The organism is Methylomonas sp. Kb3 (assembly GCF_002834115.1).
Lineage (GTDB): Bacteria > Pseudomonadota > Gammaproteobacteria > Methylococcales > Methylomonadaceae > Methylomonas > Methylomonas defluvii.
On sequence record NZ_PIZT01000015.1, the window covers coordinates 23,859 to 38,264 of the forward strand.

Here is a 14,406-nt window from a genome sequence, read left to right on the forward strand (position 1 = left end):
GATGACCGCCCATCAGACGGTTTTGTACGAAGAGGCCTTAGAGCAGCTCGACATAAAACCGAACGGTATTTATCTGGACTGCACCTTCGGGCGTGGCGGACACAGCAGCGGCATTCTGAAAGCACTGAATAGCTCCGGCAGATTGCTGGCGCTTGACAGAGACATGGATGCGATTGCTAGCAACGAAGCCAAGCGCTTGCTGGAAGACAGCCGTTTTAGTTTGCATCACGCCAGTTTTTTGGAACTGAGCGCCATTATTGAACAACAAGGCCATAAGGGTAAAGTCGACGGCATTCTGATGGACCTGGGCGTATCGTCCCCGCAACTAGACAATGCGGAGCGTGGCTTCAGTTTTTTGCGTGACGGTCCTTTGGACATGCGCATGGATAGCAATCACGGCCTGTCGGCTGCAGAGTATTTGGCGCAAGTCGACGAAAAAGAATTGGTTCGCGTATTGTTTGAATATGGCGAAGAGCGTTTTGCCAGGCGAATTGCCAACGCGGTTATCTGTCAACGCCAACAGCAGCCGGTGCAGACAACCTTACAGCTGGCAAAACTGATCGAAAACAGTGTGCCGTTTCGCGACAAGCACAAACATCCTGCAACCCGCAGTTTTCAGGCGATCAGGATAGAGATTAACCAAGAACTCGAACAGATTAAAACCGGATTGAAACAAGCCGTGGACGTATTGGCACCGAGCGGACGTTTAGTCGTGATCGCCTTTCACTCATTGGAAGACCGCATCGTCAAACGCTTCATTCGCGACCAAGCCGGCCCGAAAACCAATCCCGGCAAGCTGCCGATCAAAGAGCAAGACATTGAACAAGGTCAGTTACGCAAAATAGGCAAGTCGATAAGGGCACAACAACAGGAATTGCAACAAAACCCACGCGCACGTAGCGCGGTCATGCGAGTTGGGGAGAAACGTTGATGGCGATTGCAAAAAATATCCTGCTGACACTGTTGGCGGCGATGCTGATGATCTCCGGCATTGCCGTGATTTACAGCAAATACCAATCGCGCCTGCTGTTTATCGACATCCAGAAAAAAGAAAAAGAGCTCGACGATTACGAAGTGGAATGGGGCCGATTACAACTCGAATTGACCACGCTGACCGAAGAAAACCGGGTTGAAATCGAAGCAAGAACGCGGCTGATGCTGACTTTGCCGGCCCAAGACAAAATTATTTATATAAAGCCGTAAATGCGAATTGCCTCCGGCGCGGGCACGATACCGCGCCACAATACAGATTTTGTGATCCGCCGCAGAGTGCTGCTGTCGGCAATGTTGTTGGCCATGCTCGGATTGGTTGCGCGCGCGGTTTACCTGCAAATTCTCGATAAAGAATTTCTGCAGGACAAAGGCGATATGCAGCACGTCGGGGTGGTATCAGTATCGGCTTATCGTGGGCAGATCAAGGATCGCAACGGTGAGCCTTTGGCGATTAGTACCCCGGTACAATCGATTTGGGTCAATCCGCGCCAACTAAGGGATGCGGAACAGGACAAATTAACACCGATGGCAAAAATCCTCGGTTTCCCGGAAAAGGAACTGCGGTCGCTGTTAAAAAAGGAAAAAGACGCCAATAAGCGTTTCGTCTATTTGCGCCGGCAGATTAACCCGGATATAGCCGAAAAGGTCAAAGCACTGGAAATTACCGGTGTGTATTTCGAGCGGGAGTTCAAGCGTTACTATCCAGCCGGCGCGGTATCGGGCCATTTATTGGGCTTTACCAATATCGACGACATCGGCCAGGAAGGCATAGAACACGGCTACGAGCACATTCTACGCGGCCAGCCCGGCAAAAAGCGCGTGATCAAGGACGGCAAGGGGCAGATCATCAAGGACGTAGAAAATATTGAGGAAGCCATCCCGGGCCGCGACCTGGTGTTGACTATCGATGAACGCCTGCAATACCTGGCTTATCGGGAATTGCAGAATGCAATGATCCAGAACAAAGCACATTCGGCATCCTTGGTGGTACTGGATGCCAAGAACGGTGATGTATTGGCGACGGTCAGCCAACCGGCTTTCAATCCCAACAACCGTAAGGAATTGAGCAGTAACCGCTACCGCAACCGGGCCATGGTGGACAGCTTCGAACCCGGCTCGACGGTCAAACCCTTCGTGGTAGCGGCGGCACTGGATGGTGGCTATATCAAACCCAACGTATTGATAGAAACCCATGGTGTCTATCACTTGGGTCGTAACGTCGTTAAGGACGTGCATAACTACGGCACAATGGATTTGACCCACGTACTGCAAAAATCCAGCAATATCGCGGTCACGCAAATCGCGATGAGCATGCCGCCGGAGTATTTTTGGGGCGTATACAGCAGGCTGGGGTTCGGCACCTCCGCCGGTGTTGGTTTTCCGGGAGAAGCCAGCGGCTCTTTGCTGGATTATCAGGGCTGGCACGAATTCGACCAGGCGATTTTATCGTTCGGTTACGGGGTTTCCACCTCGATTTTACAATTGGCCAGAGCGTATACCGCTTTGGCGGACGACGGCATCATTCATTCCGTGACTTTACTCAAGCGCGATGAAGATCCCGATGCCCAACGGATTTTCAAACCCGAAACCGCCAGAAAGGTCCGAGAAATGCTGGAGCACGTGATCAGCAAAGAAGGCACGGCATACCAGGCCAGAGTCGAGGGTTATCGAGTAGCGGGTAAAACCGGTACCGTGAAAAAGGCCGGGGCCGGCGGTTACAGCGAAGACAAATATTTATCGGTATTTGTGGGCATGGCCCCGGCCAGCAACCCGCGCTTCATTATCGCGATTGTGGTAGACGAACCTACCACCGGCCAATATTACGGCGGCCTGGTGGCGGCACCGGCTTTCTCGAAAGTGATGGCGGGCGCATTACGAGTATACGGCGTTGAGCCGGACGGCATGGACAACATGCATTTATTGTTGAGCAAACAATGAAGCTAGCCCAATTGCTACACGGAATGACCGTAAATCCGCCGGATTTGGCAATCAGCGGATTGTGTTTGGACAGCCGAAACATCCAAGCCGGCGACGCATTCATTGCGTTGAACGGTGCCGTCCAGCATGGTATTGCGTATGCGGAACAAGCTGTTGTCAACGGCGCGGTCGCGGTAATTTACGATCCAAGCGGCGCGGAGACGCAGATCGTCAGCAAAGTAACAGTACCAAGCGTGGCAATAAGCGATTTAGCGCAAAAGTTGGGCGAAATCGCCGCAAGATTTTACGGCAACCCGTCGCAACTATTGGATGTGATCGGTGTAACAGGCACCAATGGCAAGACCACCTGCAGCCAATTAATTGCACAGGCTTTGCCGGCTTGCGGCGTGATAGGCACACTGGGTTGGGGCGATGTCGGCAATTTGCAGCCGACCGCCAACACCACGCCGGATGCATTGGCCGTGCAGCGGATGCTGCACGAATTTGTAAAGCACGATAAGCGTAACGCGGCCATGGAAGTGTCCTCACACGGCTTACACCAAGGCCGGGTTAACGGGGTTAGCTTTAAAGGCGCGGTTTTTACCAATTTGAGCAGGGACCACTTGGATTATCACGGCAGTATGGCGGAATACCTGCAAGCCAAACTGACGTTATTTAAAACACCGGGCCTGCAGTTTGCCGTGGTCAACCTGGACGACGCCAGCAGCGCCGAGGTATTGCAAAGCCTGCCGGACGCCGTGCAAAGCTGGACCTATAGCGCGACCGGCCAACGCGGAACTGCTAAGGAAGCCGTAAGTGCCGAGCAAGTAAAACATAGCGCCGCCGGCATCGAATTCGATGTGGTCTGGCGCGAGCAAAGACGCCGGGCAACGACAACGCTGGTTGGCGGCTTTAACCTGGATAACGTGCTAGCCGTGCTTTGTGTGCTGCTGGCGACCGGCAGCGACTTCGACGCCGCCGTCGCGCAACTGGCCAAATTAAACGCCATTGCCGGCCGCATGGAAAAATTCGGCGGCAACGGCAAACCCACGATTTTTGTGGATTATGCGCATAGCCCGGACGCGCTGGAAAAAGTGCTGAAAGCCGCCAAAGGCGCGAACCGACTGAGAGTCGTATTCGGCTGCGGCGGCGACCGGGACAAGGGCAAGCGTCCGCAGATGGGCAAAATTGCCGAAACCTGGGCGGACCAAGTCATCGTCACCGACGACAATCCGCGCAGCGAAGCATCGGCAGCGATTATTAAAGACATTTTGAGCGGCTGCCAAAGCCAAAAAATAACGGTCATTAACGATAGAACCACGGCCATAAACACAGTGATACGACAAGCAGACCCAGACGATTGCGTGGTGATAGCCGGCAAGGGCCACGAGGACTACCAAGAAATCGGCGGCGTAAAGCAGCCGTTCAGCGATAGCGCTGTCGTCAAGCAAGCACTGGCCGCGTGGAGCAAACCATGAAGCTGCAACTCAGCGAAATAGCCCAAGCCGTCAACGGCAAGCTAATCGGGGAAGACAAAGAAATTCGCGCCACCGGCATCGATACCCGCACCTTACAAGCCGGCGCGCTATACATCGCGATAAACGGCAAGAATTTCGACGGCCACAGCTTTATCGATAAAGCCGAGCAAGCCGGTGCGGCAGCGCTGTTACTCGAGCGAGCCGCGCCATCCACTTTAGCGCAAATCATCGTCGCAGACACCCATCTGGCACTGGCGGAACTGGCCGGATACTGGCGCAAAACCTTGTCGGTCAAAGTAGCCGGCGTCACCGGCAGCAACGGCAAAACCACGGTCAAGGAAATGATTGCGGCGATTTTCGCCACCCAAGGCCATACCTTATCGACTCAAGGCAATCTGAACAACGACATCGGCGTGCCGCTGACGCTGCTGAAACTGGATGACTCTCATCGCTACGCGGTGATTGAAATGGGCGCCAACCACCCTGGCGAAATTGCTTATACCAGCCGTTATGCGCAAGCCGATGTCAGCGTCATCACCAATATTGGCGCCGCCCATATCGAAGGTTTCGGCAGCATCGAAGGCGTCGCCAAAACCAAGGGCGAAATCGTCGAAAGCCTCGGTGAAGACGGCGTGGCGGTATTAAATCGCGACGACGTTTTTTACAATTTCTTGCTGACCATGGCCGGCAACCATCGCAGCGTATCCTTCGGCTTGCACCCCGCAGCCGACGTCACGGCGTTAAATATTGCCACAGCTTTGGACGCACAAGGCTTTAATACATATTTCGAATTAAAAACGGCGACCGACACCTTACCAATCCGCTTGCATCTGGCCGGCGCTCACAATGTGAAAAACGCTTTGGCCGCAGCGGCAGTTGCACTGCAATTCGGCATTAGCCTGACAGACATTAAACAAGGCCTGGAACAACTCCAGCCCGTCACCGGCCGCATGCAACCCTTAACAGGCCGTAAGGGCAATATCATCATCGACGATACCTATAACGCTAACCCCAACTCCTTGAAAGCCGCGCTGGACGTACTGACCGATTGCGGCAGCGAAGCGTGGGTAGCATTGGGCGCTTTCGGCGAGCTCGGCCCGGACAGCCCGGCGATACACCGGGAAATGGGCGAATTAATCAAAGCAAAATCAGTGAAGCGTTTGTTCGCGACCGGCGCATTGGCAAAACATGCCGTTGAAGCCTTTGGCGACGGCGGCCAGTTTTTCGACGATCAGGAACAATTAATAGACACACTGACAACAGCCGTCACAGGTAAGGAAACCCTATTGGTTAAAGGCTCGCGCGCCCAGAAAATGGAAAACGTGGTGGCGGCGATGGTCAACAATTTCAGAGCAGCCTAATGTTACTTTTACTCGCGGATTATTTAAGCAATATCGACAGCGGCTTCAGGGTGCTACATTACCTGACCTTTCGCGCCATCTTGGGCGTGCTGACCGCGCTCATTATTTCCCTGATGGTCGGCCCGGCCATGATCGAAAAATTGACTCGTAAAAAAATCGGCCAAAGCGTGCGCGACGACGGCCCGCAAAGCCATTTTTCCAAATCCGGCACACCAACCATGGGCGGCGCGATGATTCTGTTCGCCGTAGCGATCAGCACCCTGCTCTGCGCGGATTTGAGCAATCGTTATGTCTGGGTGGTGTTGCTGGTAACACTAGCACATGGCGTAATCGGCTTTATCGACGACTATAAAAAAGTCCTGCTCGGTAATAGCGACGGCCTATCCGCCCGCGCCAAATACTTCTGGCAATCGCTAGTGGCACTGAGCGCCGCCTTGTATTTGTACAACACCGCTCAAGTAGCGGCGGAAACCCAATTCATCGTGCCGTTTTTCAAGAACGTCACCGTGGACATCGGCTGGGGCTACGTCGTACTGACCTATTTCGTCATCGTCGGCTCCAGCAATGCCGTCAACTTGACTGACGGCCTGGATGGTCTGGCCATCATGCCGACCGTGATGATCGCCGCCGCCTTGGCGATTTTTGCGTATTTATCCGGCCACGTTAATTTCTCGCAATACCTGGCTATCCCGCACATCCCCAAAGCCGGCGAGTTGGTGGTGTTCTGCGCGGCCCTGGTCGGTTCCGGCTTGGGCTTTTTGTGGTTCAACACTTATCCTGCCATGGTGTTCATGGGCGACGTCGGGGCGCTAGCTTTAGGGGCGGCACTGGGCATCGTAGCGGTGTTGGTTAGACAAGAAATCGTGCTGGTGATTATGGGCGGGATTTTCGTGATGGAAACCATCTCGGTGATTATCCAGGTTGCCTCCTTCAAAACCCGTAAAAAGCGGGTGTTTCTGATGGCGCCGATTCACCATCATTACGAATTGAAAGGCTGGCCGGAGCCGCGCATCATCGTGCGTTTCTGGATTATCTCGGTCATCTTGGTGTTGATCGGTCTGGCCACTTTGAAACTGAGATAAGCATGAACACCACCGCCCTACTCAGCAATCTGGAAACTCATTTCAACTTAAATCCGGATAACGCTCGCCTATTGATCGTCGGTCTGGGCGCTACCGGGTATTCGGCTGCGCAATTTTTGCAAAAGACCCCGATTAAATTCGCCGTAATCGATAGCCGAAAAAATCCGCCGCTGATCGATAATTTGCGCGAACAAATGCCGGACGTACCGGTATTTTCCGGCGGTTTCGACCAGTCCGCACTGGATGTCGCCACTCATTTGCTGGTCAGTCCTGGCGTATCTTTACACGAAGCGGCCATCCAAAAGGCCGTGCAGGCGGGCGTCACCGTACTAAGCGACATCGACTTATTCGCTTGCGCCACCGACAAACCGGTTATCGCCATCACCGGCTCCAACGGTAAAAGCACGGTTACCACCATGCTGGGCGAAATGGCTAACGCCGCCGGCGTCAAAACCGCCATCGGCGGCAACCTCGGCACACCTGCACTGGATTTGCTGCAACAGGACGCCGAACTCTACGTATTGGAATTGTCCAGCTTCCAGCTGGAACGCACCACGGCTTTGAACGCAAAAGTCGCCACGGTGTTAAACGTCAGTCCGGATCATCTGGATCGCCACGACGGCATGGCCGGTTATGCGGCGGAAAAGCAACGGGTGTTCCGGGGCGACGGAGTGATGATCTTGAATACCGACGACCCGATGGTCATGGCCATGCGCGATCCCACCCGGCAAACATTGACCTTTTCCACCCAAACTCAAGCCGATTTTTATCTGCGTCGCGGCGAAATCGATACTTTAATGCAAGGCGAACAAGCCTTGATGGCAGCCAGCAAATTGCGCCTGGAAGGTAGCCACAACATCGCCAATGCGTTGGCGGCGCTGGCCCTAGGCACGGCTGCCGGTCTAAGCATCACCAAAATGTGCGATGCGCTCAGAAAATTCAAAGGCCTGCCGCACCGCATGCAAAAAGTCGCGGAAAAAGGCGGCATCAATTGGGTTAACGATTCCAAAGCCACCAACATCGGTGCGTGTATCGCCGCGCTAAACGGCTACGAGCATAAAGTTGTTTTAATTGCCGGCGGCGAAACTAAAGGCGCAGACATGACTGAACTAGTGCCTGCCGTCACCGAAAAAACCAAGGCCGTGGTCCTGATAGGCAAAGATGCACCATTGATCGCACAAGCTTTGAATAACTGTGTGCCTGTCCATTTCGCCGGCAACATGAAAGAAGCGGTCACCATCGCCGCCAGTTTGGCCAGCGAAGGCGACAGCGTGCTGCTGTCACCGGCCTGCGCCAGCCTGGATCAATACCGCAGCTATGTTGACCGCGGCAATAAGTTCGCCGAAGCCGTGATGAGCCTGCCCTTATGTTGAAACCGACGCCCAAGCCCCGCGCGCAAAACCGCCTGCACGTCGACCCGGTGTTGATGTTGGCGTGCTTCAGCCTGCTGGGCATCGGTTTTATGCTGGTCACGTCGTCCTCTTTGCATTTGGGCGTCAAAATGGCCGACGACATTTCCCACTATCCCTTCAAGCAACTCATTCATATTGCTTTTGGCTTGGGCTTTTCCGCGATTATTTTGAACATACCGATGCAAAGCTGGGAAAGAATGGGACAAACCCTGTTCATCGCCGGCCTGGCCTTGCTGCTGGTGGTATTGATTCCCGGCGTCGGCATCAGGGTTAACGGCAGTATCCGCTGGCTATCGATTCTGGGTTTGCGGATCCAGGTATCGGAGGTCGTGAAATTCATCTCGGTGATTTATATGGCCGGTTACGTCACCCGTCATGCCGACCACGTCCGCCGCTCCGCGTTCGGCTTGGTCAAGCCGTTGATGCTGTTTTCGGTGGCTTGCGTACTGTTATTGCTCGAGCCTGACTTCGGCTCGGCGGTGGTGATTCTGATCATTGCCATGGGCATGATGTTTCTGGGCGGCGCCAGAATTTCTCAATTCATTATTTTATTGGGTTTGGTCGCCAGTTTAGCGGTGATCTTGGTCATTGAATCGCCCTATCGATTGGCGCGGGTCACCAGCTTCATGGACCCGTGGGCCGATGCCAGAGATACCGGCTTTCAGCTCACCCAGGCTTTGATTTCTTTCGGTCGCGGCGAATTTTTCGGCGTTGGCTTGGGCAACGGTCTGCAAAAACTGTTTTACCTGCCGGAAGCGCATACCGACTTTTTGTTCTCCGTACTGGGTGAAGAGTTGGGCCTACTCGGCGTGTTGCTGATCATCGGCCTATTCGCCGCCCTGGTCGTGCGCGCCTTTGCGATTGGCGAGCAAGCAGAGCAAGCCGGTCTAAAATTTTCCGCCTTGGCGGCTTACGGCTTAGGTATCTGGTTTGGCTTTCAATCCTTCGTGAACATGGGCGTCAACATGGGCATGCTGCCCACTAAAGGCTTAACCCTGCCGCTGATGAGTTACGGCGGCGGTAGTATGATCGTGATGTGCGGCGCGATGGCGGTATTGTTTCGGATTCACTACGAAGTCACCGAACACAATAAAAGCAATGTGAAGGGGAAACACGCATGAGCGGCCGCATCGTCATCATGGCAGGCGGCACCGGCGGACACGTGTTTCCGGCACTAGCGGTCGCCCAGGAAATGCGCGCCCGTGGCTGGCAAGTCAGCTGGCTGGGCACCGAGAAAGGCTTGGAGAGCTGGGTGGTGCCCGCCAACAACATAGACATCGATTGGCTGGCGGTAGCGGGTATGCGCGGTAAGGGATTGTTCTCCAAACTTGCAGCCGGTTTTAAATTGATTCAAGCCTGTCTGCAGGCGCGGCGCATACTGAAACAGCGACAACCCGACGTGGTTTTGGGCATGGGCGGCTTTGTGGCCGGGCCAGGCGGGCTGATGGCGAAATGGTTGGGCATTCCGTTGGTGATTCACGAACAAAACAGGGTTCCGGGCACCACTAACCGTTTACTGGTGAAACTGGCCGCCCGCAAAGTGCTGGAAGCATTCCCGGACAGCTTCGCCAAATCTGTAAAAGCGATCTGCACCGGCAACCCGTTAAGAGATGCATTCATCGGTCTGCCGGAAAAATCCGAATGGCATCCACAAGCCGGACGCAATTTAAGGATTTTGATCCTGGGTGGTAGCCAGGGCGCCAAGGTACTGAACGACACCGTCCCGGCGGCATTGGCGGGGCTGACCAATCTGGATGTGAAACACCAAACAGGTAGCGTTATGCAAGCCGAAGTCGCCGAACGCTATCGTGCTTTAGGCTTAAACGCCGAAGCCGTGGCTTTTATCGAGGATATGGCCGGCACCTACCAATGGGCCGATTTGATAATTTGCCGGGCCGGCGCGATGACAGTCAGCGAAGTAGCGGCCTGCGGTTTACCGGCGATTTTCGTGCCCTTGCTGCACGCCATCGACGATCATCAAACTGCCAACGCCAAATATTTAACCGAAGCTGGCGCCGCATTGTTGCTGCCGCAACCCGAATTAAACGCAGACAATCTGCGTAAAACCCTAGAACGAGCCATGACATCATTGACATCCATGAGCCGGGCCGCCAAAGCCAAGGCCAGACTCGCCGCCACTCAGACCGTGGCTGATATTTGCGTTGCGGAGGCTGCCGTATGAACCGCCCCCACATCGAAAACCAAGCACTGGGCGACATCGACAAAATCCATTTCGTGGGCATCGGCGGCACCGGCATGAGCGGTATCGCCGAAGTGCTATCCAACCTGGGCTATACCGTGTCCGGCTCCGATATTAAAGGCTCGGCGGTTACCGACCGCCTGCAAGCGATGGGCGTCAAGGTTTATTTTGGCCATCACGCCGACAACGTGACCGATGTCGATGTGGTCGTCACCTCCACCGCTGTCGATAGAACCAACCCGGAAATCGTCACCGCCTACGAAAACCGCATCCCGGTAATTCCGCGTGCGGAAATGTTGGCGGAATTGATGCGCTTCAGATTCGGCATCGCGGTGGCCGGCACGCACGGCAAAACCACTACCACCAGCCTGACCACGATGATGCTGGCCGAGGGCGGCTTGGATCCCACCTTCGTAATCGGCGGCCGTTTGAATAGCGCCGGCGCCAACGCCAAATTGGGTTTGGGTAAATATTTGGTGGCTGAGGCCGACGAAAGCGATGCGTCGTTCTTATTCCTGCAGCCAATGATGGCCATTGTCACCAACATCGACCAAGACCATATGGAGACCTATGGTGGCAGCTACAGCAAACTCAAGGACACTTTCCTGAAATTCCTGCATCAATTGCCGTTCTACGGTTTGGCGGTGATGTGCATCGACGATCCGGGCGTCTGCGACGTGCTGCCTAATGTATCCAAGCCGGTGAAGACCTACGGCGTCAGCAGTTACGCCGACGTACGCGCTGTGGATATTCGCCAGGACGGCTTACGCACTCATTTCACGGTATTGCGCTGGGGTGATTTACCGCCCTTGCAAGTCACGCTGAACCTACCCGGCTGGCACAACATGCTGAACGCCTTGGCGGCCACGACTATCGCCACCGCCCTGGGTGTGGACGATGCGGCTATTGTAAAGAGTCTGGCCGAATTCAAAGGTGTGGGCAGGCGTTTTCAAATCAACGGCGACGTGGATTTCCAAGGCGGCAAGCTGACCTTGGTCGACGATTACGGCCACCATCCGCGCGAACTAGCCGCCACACTGGAAGCCTTGCGTCAAGCCTGGCCAACCCGCCGCAAAGTCGTGGTGTTTCAACCACACCGCTACACCCGCACCCGCGACTTGTTCGAAGATTTCGTCGAAGTATTGTCTAGTGTCGATGTGCTGATTTTGTTGGATGTGTATTCGGCCGGCGAAGCGCCGATTACCGGTGCCGACGGCAAAGCCTTGAGCCGCTCGATCAGGGTGCGCGGCCAGGTTGACCCGGTGTTCGTGCAAAACCGCGAAGATTTGGCGACCATCCTGGCCGGCATCGTCGAAAAAGACGACGTGGTATTGACCATGGGCGCCGGCAACGTCGGCCAGATCGCCGCCGAATTGCCGCAACAATTGGCCGAGGCCCTAAAGTGATGGTGGCTAGAGGCACTTTATTAAATAACGAACCGCTGGCGAAATATACCAGCTGGCGGGTCGGCGGTCCGGCCCAGCACCTGTACATCCCGGAAAACAAGGCCGACCTGATCGAATTTATCGCCAGCCTGCCGGCCGGCGAACCGTTGTACTGGATGGGTTTGGGCAGCAATTTACTGGTGCGCGACGGCGGCATTCGCGGCACGGTGATCAACACTCGCGGTCGCCTGAAAGAAATGTATCTGGCCGATTCCGAACGGGTATACGTGGAAGCCGGCGTACCTTGCGCCCATGTCGCCCGTTTTTGCGCGGATTTGGGCCTGACCGGCGCCGAATTTCTGGCTGGCATCCCCGGCACGATGGGCGGCGCGCTGAAAATGAATGCCGGCGCGTTTGGCGGCGAGACCTGGAGCATTGTGGAACGGGTGGAAATGATCAACCCGCGTGGTGAAGTCATTCTGCGCGACCATCACGAATTTGAAGTGGCCTACCGCTCAGTCAAAGGACTGGCCGACGAATGGTTTTTGTCTGCTCAGTTGAAGTTGAGCAAAGGCAACAGCGAAGCCAGCCAACAACACATCAAAGCGCTGTTGGAAAAACGTAACGCCTCGCAACCGACCAATAAGCCGACTTGCGGCTCGGTATTCAAGAATCCGCCCGGCGATTACGCGGCGCGCTTGATCGAAGCCTGCGGCCTGAAAGGCTTTGCCATCGGCGGCGCGGTGGTGTCGGAAAAACACGCCAATTTTATCGAAAATCGTGGCAACGCCAGCTCGGAAGATATAGAAGCCTTGATCGAACATATTCAAACCCAAGTACAAACGCAGTTCGGCATCAGTCTGCAAACTGAAGTCTGCCGGGTAGGTGAAAAAGCATGAAGCCATTACGCATCAAAAATGCCGCCGATTTCGGCAAAGTCGCCGTGCTGTTGGGCGGCTCCGCTGCCGAGCGCGAAATATCCTTGAACAGCGGCAATGCGGTGTATCAAGCCTTGAAAGCACAAGGCATCGACGCCGTCGCGATAGACGTGACCGCCAGCCCCATTGATGCCTTGGCGAGTGTTAACGCCGACAGAGTGTTCAACGTCATCCACGGCCGCGGCGGCGAAGACGGTGTGTTGCAAGCAGTATTGCAAGTCATGGGCTTGCCCTACACCGGTTCCGGCGTCATGGCGTCAGCATTGAGCATGGACAAATTGCGCACCAAGCTGTGCTGGCAAGGTTTGGGCTTGAGCACACCGCTGTGGTTTGTGCTGAAAAGCGCTGCCGATATTGACGCCTGCATCACCAAACTGGGTTTTCCGGTGATCGTCAAGCCGGCTCAGGAAGGCTCCAGCATTGGCATGAGCAAAGCCACGAACCGCGATGAACTGGCGGCCGCATTAGAACTCGCCGGCCAATTCCATTGCGACGTTTATGCCGAGCAATGGGTACTAGGCCAGGAGTACACCGTCGGTGTGCTGGACGGCGAAGCGCTGCCGGCCATCCGCTTGGAAACGCCGAATACCTTTTACGATTTCGACGCCAAATATCGGGCCAACACCACGAAATACCATTGTCCCTGCGGCTTGAGCGCGGAGCGCGAACAACAATTGCAAGCGCTTGCGGTACAAGCCTGCCAGGCCTTGAACGTAAAAGGCTGGGCGCGGGTGGATGTGTTTATCGACAGCAATGGCCAATCGCAACTGATCGAAGTAAATACCGTACCTGGCATGACCGACCACAGTTTGGTGCCGATGGCGGCGAAAGCGGTCGGCATCAGTTTCGAGGAATTAGTCTGGCGGATTTTGGAAACCAGCATGGCGGGTGCAGGTGAGCCGGTTTAGTGTGATTTTAATGACCGCGCTGTTGATCGGCGGCGGCTGGTGGGCTTGGCAGCAATTCGGCGCCAGCGCACTGAGCAGCAAGCCGATCCGCTACGTCAAGATTGAAGGCGCGTTCCAATACACCAGCAAAGATCGGCTGAAAGAAGTATTGGCGCCGCAAATGAAACAGGGCTATTACCAGGCCGACATGAACGCGATTCATCAAGCGATCAAAGCGCTGCCCTTGGTGGATAAGGTTGACGTAAAGCGGGTGTGGCCGGATGCGGTGCATATCAAAATCAGCGAGCAAAAGCCGGTGGTGCGCTGGGGCAAATCGGCGCTGCTGAACAAGCAAGGCGATTTGTTGGTGCCGGACAATATCGACGAATTTAAAAATTTACCGCTGATTACCGGCCCGGACGGCCAGGAAAAGAAACTGCTGGAGATCATGAAAGGCGTCTACATCGTGCTGAAGGATAAATCGATGCAGCTTGCGGAATTTCATGTCAACGAACGGCGGGCCTGGCGGATTAAGTTAGCCAGCGGCATGGAAATGCAATTGGGGAGAAAAGCGCCGCTGGAAAATATGCAACGCTTTTTAAAAACCATGGATTTATTGGGCGAGGAACAGCTGGCGCAAATAGCCAGCGTGGATACCCGATACCCGAACGGCTTTGCAGTGACCTGGAAACCGGAAGTCACTAACATCGATTGGAAAGCAATCGTGGAAAAAAATAAAAACCTGATTTAAAC

The 14,406-nt window shown here is 54.9% G+C and carries 13 protein-coding genes; all 13 read left to right on the top strand.

Annotation, left to right across the window (positions count from 1 at the left end; all coding sequences use genetic code 11):
• Position 1: 1 nt before the first annotated feature.
• From rsmH to CWO84_RS10820, 13 genes are read left to right on the top strand one after another with little or no spacing between them, the layout of a single operon-like run.
• Entirely contained in the window at positions 2 to 931 is a 930-nt protein-coding gene (gene rsmH, locus CWO84_RS10760) for a 16S rRNA (cytosine(1402)-N(4))-methyltransferase RsmH (protein WP_101052652.1), read from the top strand.
• On the top strand, positions 931 to 1,203 hold the full coding sequence (gene ftsL / locus CWO84_RS10765) for a cell division protein FtsL (protein WP_101052653.1): 273 nt from the start codon (positions 931 to 933) through the stop codon (positions 1,201 to 1,203). The genes rsmH and ftsL overlap by 1 nt, the downstream gene beginning before the upstream one ends.
• Positions 1,204 to 2,931, top strand: a complete 1,728-nt coding sequence (locus CWO84_RS10770) for a penicillin-binding protein 2 (protein ID WP_033156785.1) — start codon at positions 1,204 to 1,206, stop codon at positions 2,929 to 2,931.
• Positions 2,928 to 4,388, top strand: a complete 1,461-nt coding sequence (locus CWO84_RS10775) for a UDP-N-acetylmuramoyl-L-alanyl-D-glutamate--2,6-diaminopimelate ligase (RefSeq protein WP_101052655.1) — start codon at positions 2,928 to 2,930, stop codon at positions 4,386 to 4,388. The genes CWO84_RS10770 and CWO84_RS10775 overlap by 4 nt, the downstream gene beginning before the upstream one ends.
• Positions 4,385 to 5,749: a UDP-N-acetylmuramoyl-tripeptide--D-alanyl-D-alanine ligase gene (gene murF, locus CWO84_RS10780; RefSeq protein WP_101052657.1), complete on the top strand. Its 1,365-nt coding sequence runs from the start codon at positions 4,385 to 4,387 to the stop codon at positions 5,747 to 5,749. Before CWO84_RS10775 ends, murF begins: the two co-directional genes overlap by 4 nt.
• The gene (gene mraY, locus CWO84_RS10785; protein ID WP_033156788.1) at positions 5,749 to 6,831 is read left to right on the top strand and encodes a phospho-N-acetylmuramoyl-pentapeptide-transferase; all 1,083 of its coding nucleotides are present in this window, start codon (positions 5,749 to 5,751) and stop codon (positions 6,829 to 6,831) included. The genes murF and mraY overlap by 1 nt, the downstream gene beginning before the upstream one ends.
• Before the next feature lie 2 nt (positions 6,832 to 6,833).
• A complete protein-coding gene (murD, locus tag CWO84_RS10790; protein ID WP_101052659.1) occupies positions 6,834 to 8,204 on the top strand; it encodes a UDP-N-acetylmuramoyl-L-alanine--D-glutamate ligase in 1,371 nt (456 codons plus the stop codon).
• Entirely contained in the window at positions 8,198 to 9,364 is a 1,167-nt protein-coding gene (gene ftsW, locus CWO84_RS10795; RefSeq protein WP_051669999.1) for a putative lipid II flippase FtsW, read from the top strand. The genes murD and ftsW overlap by 7 nt, the downstream gene beginning before the upstream one ends.
• Complete coding sequence (gene murG, locus CWO84_RS10800; protein WP_033156790.1) at positions 9,361 to 10,425, top strand: undecaprenyldiphospho-muramoylpentapeptide beta-N-acetylglucosaminyltransferase; 1,065 nt, start codon at positions 9,361 to 9,363, stop codon at positions 10,423 to 10,425. Before ftsW ends, murG begins: the two co-directional genes overlap by 4 nt.
• The gene (gene murC, locus CWO84_RS10805; RefSeq protein WP_051670001.1) at positions 10,422 to 11,849 is read left to right on the top strand and encodes a UDP-N-acetylmuramate--L-alanine ligase; all 1,428 of its coding nucleotides are present in this window, start codon (positions 10,422 to 10,424) and stop codon (positions 11,847 to 11,849) included. The genes murG and murC overlap by 4 nt, the downstream gene beginning before the upstream one ends.
• Entirely contained in the window at positions 11,849 to 12,727 is an 879-nt protein-coding gene (murB, locus tag CWO84_RS10810) for a UDP-N-acetylmuramate dehydrogenase (protein WP_033156791.1), read from the top strand. The genes murC and murB overlap by 1 nt, the downstream gene beginning before the upstream one ends.
• Positions 12,724 to 13,674: a D-alanine--D-alanine ligase gene (locus CWO84_RS10815; protein ID WP_033156792.1), complete on the top strand. Its 951-nt coding sequence runs from the start codon at positions 12,724 to 12,726 to the stop codon at positions 13,672 to 13,674. The genes murB and CWO84_RS10815 overlap by 4 nt, the downstream gene beginning before the upstream one ends.
• Positions 13,661 to 14,404, top strand: a complete 744-nt coding sequence (locus CWO84_RS10820) for a cell division protein FtsQ/DivIB (RefSeq protein WP_084153290.1) — start codon at positions 13,661 to 13,663, stop codon at positions 14,402 to 14,404. The genes CWO84_RS10815 and CWO84_RS10820 overlap by 14 nt, the downstream gene beginning before the upstream one ends.
• Positions 14,405 to 14,406: the final 2 nt, after the last annotated feature.